This is a genomic window from Hungatella sp., assembly GCF_046966825.1.
In genome coordinates this window covers 1-4,286 of sequence record NZ_JBKVCZ010000241.1, presented here as the reverse complement: position 1 = coordinate 4,286, position 4,286 = coordinate 1, and the positions used below count along the sequence as shown (strand labels likewise).

At 51.8% G+C, this 4,286-nt stretch carries 6 protein-coding genes and 1 pseudogene; all 7 read left to right on the top strand.

Features of this window, described 5'->3' with window-relative positions; genetic code table 11:
- Positions 1 to 335, top strand: a 335-nt coding sequence (locus ACLTD4_RS33060) for a DUF3362 domain-containing protein (protein WP_412331939.1), incomplete at its 5' end; no start/stop codon positions are given.
- Positions 336 to 356: 21 nt separating this feature from the next.
- A complete protein-coding gene (locus tag ACLTD4_RS33055; protein WP_002604143.1) occupies positions 357 to 1,115 on the top strand; it encodes an SDR family NAD(P)-dependent oxidoreductase in 759 nt (252 codons plus the stop codon).
- Between the two features lie 49 nt (positions 1,116 to 1,164).
- Positions 1,165 to 1,452: a hypothetical protein gene (locus ACLTD4_RS33050; RefSeq protein ID WP_412331938.1), complete on the top strand. Its 288-nt coding sequence runs from the start codon at positions 1,165 to 1,167 to the stop codon at positions 1,450 to 1,452.
- Positions 1,421 to 1,729, top strand: coding sequence for a hypothetical protein (locus tag ACLTD4_RS33045; RefSeq protein WP_412331937.1), 309 nt, complete (start codon positions 1,421 to 1,423; stop codon positions 1,727 to 1,729). The genes ACLTD4_RS33050 and ACLTD4_RS33045 overlap by 32 nt, the downstream gene beginning before the upstream one ends.
- 13 nt (positions 1,730 to 1,742) lie before the next feature.
- Positions 1,743 to 2,698: pseudogene (locus ACLTD4_RS33040) on the top strand (RluA family pseudouridine synthase).
- Between the two features lie 3 nt (positions 2,699 to 2,701).
- Positions 2,702 to 3,235, top strand: a complete 534-nt coding sequence (locus ACLTD4_RS33035; RefSeq protein WP_117620736.1) for a Holliday junction resolvase RecU — start codon at positions 2,702 to 2,704, stop codon at positions 3,233 to 3,235.
- Positions 3,236 to 3,328: 93 nt separating this feature from the next.
- A partial coding sequence (hisZ, locus tag ACLTD4_RS33030) for an ATP phosphoribosyltransferase regulatory subunit (protein ID WP_412331936.1) occupies positions 3,329 to 4,286 on the top strand: 958 nt, incomplete at its 3' end.

Below are 4,286 nucleotides of genomic sequence, written 5' to 3'. Positions count from 1 at the left end.
ACACCGGATACGATCCGCGCACCATGGAAAAGGTCTACGTCCCCACGAATCCGCATGAAAAGGCCATGCAGAGAGCGCTCATCCAGTACCGTAATCCAAAGAATTACGAACTGGTGGAGGAGGCACTGAAGAAAGCCGGACGCACCGACTTGATCGGATACGACAAAAAATGTCTGATCCGTCCCAGATTTTCCGGCGGCGGACAGTCTGCCGGCGGGAAAAGGCCGGGGAATGGACAGCCGTCAGGCGGTTATCCGGCTGCAAAGCAGCGGGACGCCAAACCGGCGGGAAAGAAAAAGACTATAAGAAACGTTCATAAAAAGGTTAAAAAATAAAAGAGAAAAGAAGGGATTCAAATGAAGATTGCAGTTGTAACAGGGGCCTCCTCAGGAATGGGCAGAGAATTTGTCAGGCAGCTGGCGGACCGTTTTAACGGAATCGATGAAATCTGGGTTATCGCCAGACGCGAAGACCGGCTGAAGGAACTGGTATCCACGGTTCCAGTGCGTTTGCGCATCTTCGCCGTGGATTTAACAGACCATAAGGAGCTGATGGATTTTCAGTGCACGCTGGAGGAAGAGCACCCCGATGTCAAATGGCTGATCAACTCGGCGGGCTTCGGAAAGATTGGACCGGTAGGTTCTTTAAATCTTGCCGATGAAGCCGGTATGGTGGATTTAAACTGCAAAGCGCTCTGCGTGGTCACGCATATGGTGCTTCCCTACCTCTCCGGGAACAGCCGCATCATTCAGCTGGCTTCCTCGGCAGCATTTCTTCCGCAGCCGGATTTTGCCATCTACGCGGCCACGAAGTCCTTCGTACTCAGCTACAGCCGGGCGCTTAACGAGGAGTTAAAACCGCGCGGCATCTATGTGACCGCAGTATGCCCCGGACCAGTCAAGACGGAATTCTTCGATATTGCGGAGACCACGGGCGAGATTCCGGTCTACAAGCGGATCGTCATGGCGGATCCGAAGCGCGTAGTAAAGAAAGCGATCCGCGACAATATGATGGGACGGACCGTGTCGGTCTACGGCATTACCATGAAGGCATTTCATCTGCTCTGCAAGGTTCTGCCTCACGGCATGATCTTAAGAATCATGAAGGCGCTATAACAAACGGGGATTGAATCAACACTATACCGATAAAAAAGGAATGACAACTGTGAAAAAATACAACAAGGGGCAGTACGGATACCGGAACCATCATAAGAAAGTGGAGACAGGCAAAGTCGCCTTCGGAGCAGCCATGATTATCGCCCAGCTGACCGCAAGACATTTTGTGGACAGCACGGCCTGGAAGAATATTCTGACGGTCATGGCCATCCTTTCCGTTCTTCCCACGGCCAACGTGGCCTCACCGCTTCTCGCGGCCTGGCGTTATAAGACGCCTCCGAGGACTTTCACCGAGAGCGGCTGGTATGAGGACGTTTTTCCATTCTGTACGACTTGATCATCACACCAGAGACGCTATCATCCCGGCGGATGCAGCCATTGTCCATCCCAGCGGCGTATTCCTATACTGTACCTCGCCGAAGCTGGACACTGCAAAAGCGGAGAAATTCTTAAAAGAGATGTTTGCGGGACACAAGCTGGATCTTGGCGTGAAGATCATTCTCGATGAAAAGGCATTTTTCCACCGGATGGAGAGCCTGAAGCCGGCGGAAGAATACGAGGATGACGGCAGTGTGGACTACACGCTCCAGCTGCTTAAAAATCTATCCATGTAAGGGGAATTGAAAGATGCGTTCTCTCATTGTTTCTGAAAATGAATCGGGTCAGCGGCTCGACAAGCTGCTGGCCAAATACTTAAATCTGGCCGGTAAGGGATTTCTCTATAAGATGATGCGCAAGAAGAACATAACGCTGAATGGGAAATGTGATGGCTCGGAAAGCTCGTCAGGGAGACGAGGTCAAGCTGTTCTTCTCCGAGGAGACCATTCGGAAGTTTTCCCTCCATACGCTTAGGGGTCAAAAAGGTGAATCTGCATATCATTTATGAGGATGACCATATTCTTCTGGTCAACAAGCCTTCGGGAATGCTTTCCCAGAAAGCGAAGGACACCGATGAATCCCTGGTGGAATACATCATCGATTACCTCATATCCAGCGGACAGTTATCCACAGAACAGCTCCAGAGCTTCCGCCCCTCCGTCTGCAACCGCCTGGACAGAAACACCAGCGGCCTCGTCGTCGCCGGCAAGTCTCTGCCGGGCCTTCAGATTATGTCCGCGGTCTTCAAGGACAGAAGCCTGCATAAATACTACCGGTGCGTGGTAAAGGGCCGTGTGACGGAAAAACAGGTCATTACCGGATTTCTTAAAAAGGACGAGGCCACGAACCTGGTGACCGTCACCACAACGGAAACGGCGGGAAGCGTTCCCATTATGACGGAATATGAACCGCTCGGCTGGGCGGAGGACTGCACGCTGTTAAGCGTCAAGCTGATTACAGGGCGGACCCATCAGATCCGGGCTCATCTGGCCTCTATCGGCCATCCCATTCTTGGGGACTACAAATACGGCGACAGCGCAGTCAATGAAGAGGCGAAAAAGCGCTGGAATATCCGTTCCCAGATGCTTCATTCCTGTACGGTGACATTTCCGGTACTGCCGGAACCGCTGACCGGTCTTTCCGGCAAAACCTTTTCAGCGCCGCTCCCGCAGACCTTCCGGAAAATCTGCCGGGATTGGAGTTAGGCTATGGGAACATGGAACACGAGGGGCTTAAGAGGCTCCACACTGGAAGATATCATCAACCGCAGCAACGACAGCTACCGTGAGAAGAAACTGGCCCTGATCCAGAAGGTGCCGACCCCGATCACCCCCATCTCCATCGATAAGGAGAGCCGACACATCACGCTGGCTTATTTCGATCAGAAGAGTACGGTAGACTACATCGGGGCCGTACAGGGGATTCCCGTCTGTTTTGACGCCAAGGAGTGCGCCGTGGAGACGTTTCCCCTGCACAATATCCACCCGCATCAGATTGCCTTTATGCGTGAATTCGAGGAGCAGGGAGGCATTTCCTTCATCATCCTGTCCTATACGGTGAAAAATGAGATATATTATCTTCCGTTCGACGAAATCCTTCGTTTCTGGACTCGAATGGAGGAGGGCGGGCGCAAAAGCTTCACCTATGAGGAAGTGGATAAGTCATGGCAGATACGCAGCTGCCGGGATATCTTTGTCCACTATCTGGAGATGATTCAGAAAGATTTGGACAGAAGAGATTGACAAGTCGGGCAGTGTCCCTTATAATAAACTACACGTTATCATGGTAGCACTTTACCATATGAAAGCAGTATGCAGCAACGTTCGGAGGAAGCTATGGCAAACAAATTATTACATACACCGGATGGCGTCCGGGACATCTACGGAGTGGAATGTACCCGAAAGGCAGCCATTCAGAACAGGATCTTAGAGATATTCCATCTGTACGGATATCAGGACATTGAAACGCCGACCTTTGAATTCTTTGATATCTTTAATGAATCCCGTGGAAGCGTTAAAGCAAAAGAGATGTTTAAGTTTTTCGACAGAGACAACCATACCCTGGTGCTCCGGCCCGATGAGACGCCGGCGATCGCCAGATGTGTGACGAAGTATTTTACAGAAGAGGATATGCCTTTGCGGCTCTGCTATTTGGAGCGGACCTTTATCAATAACACCAGCTACCAGGGACGGCTCAAGGAAGCGGCCCAGACCGGTGTGGAACTGATCGGTGACGACTCGTCCGACGCGGATGCGGAGATTCTCGCCATGGTTATCCGGGCCCTGAAGGCGGCTGGCCTCACGGAATTCCAGGTGGAGCTGGGAGAAGTCGATTTCTTCCGCGGCCTTCTAGAGGAAGCCGGCATGGACGAGGAGATGGAGGAGAAGCTTCGTGAGCTGATCGAGAACAAGAATTATTTCGGCGTGGAGGAGCTGGTGATGGAACAGCCCATTCCACAGGAATTAAAGGATGCATTTCTAAAGCTTCCTGAACTGTTCGGTTCCCTGGAGGAGATCCAGGCCGCCAGAGAGTTTACGAAAAACCCGCGGGCCTTACGGGCGATTGACCGTCTGGAGGAGGTGAACCGGATTCTGGAATATTACGATTTGTCGGAATACGTTTCGTATGACCTTGGAATGCTGAGCCAGTACCAGTATTATACCGGAATCATTTTCAAGGCCTATACTTACGGAACCGGAGATTACATCGTAAACGGCGGACGGTACGACAAGCTTCTCATCCAGTTCGGAAAGGATGCGCCGGCCGTGGGCTTCGGAATCTCTGTCGATGATC

What these genes read in the sequence shown, in the direction of transcription:
- ACLTD4_RS33055 (WP_002604143.1), top strand. Translation starts at nt 357, where the DNA reads ATGAAGATTGCAGTTGTAACAGGGGCCTCCTCAGGAATGGGCAGAGAA.
- ACLTD4_RS33035 (WP_117620736.1), top strand. Translation starts at nt 2,702, where the DNA reads ATGGGAACATGGAACACGAGGGGCTTAAGAGGCTCCACACTGGAAGAT.
- ACLTD4_RS33045 (WP_412331937.1), top strand. Translation starts at nt 1,421, where the DNA reads ATGAGGACGTTTTTCCATTCTGTACGACTTGATCATCACACCAGAGAC.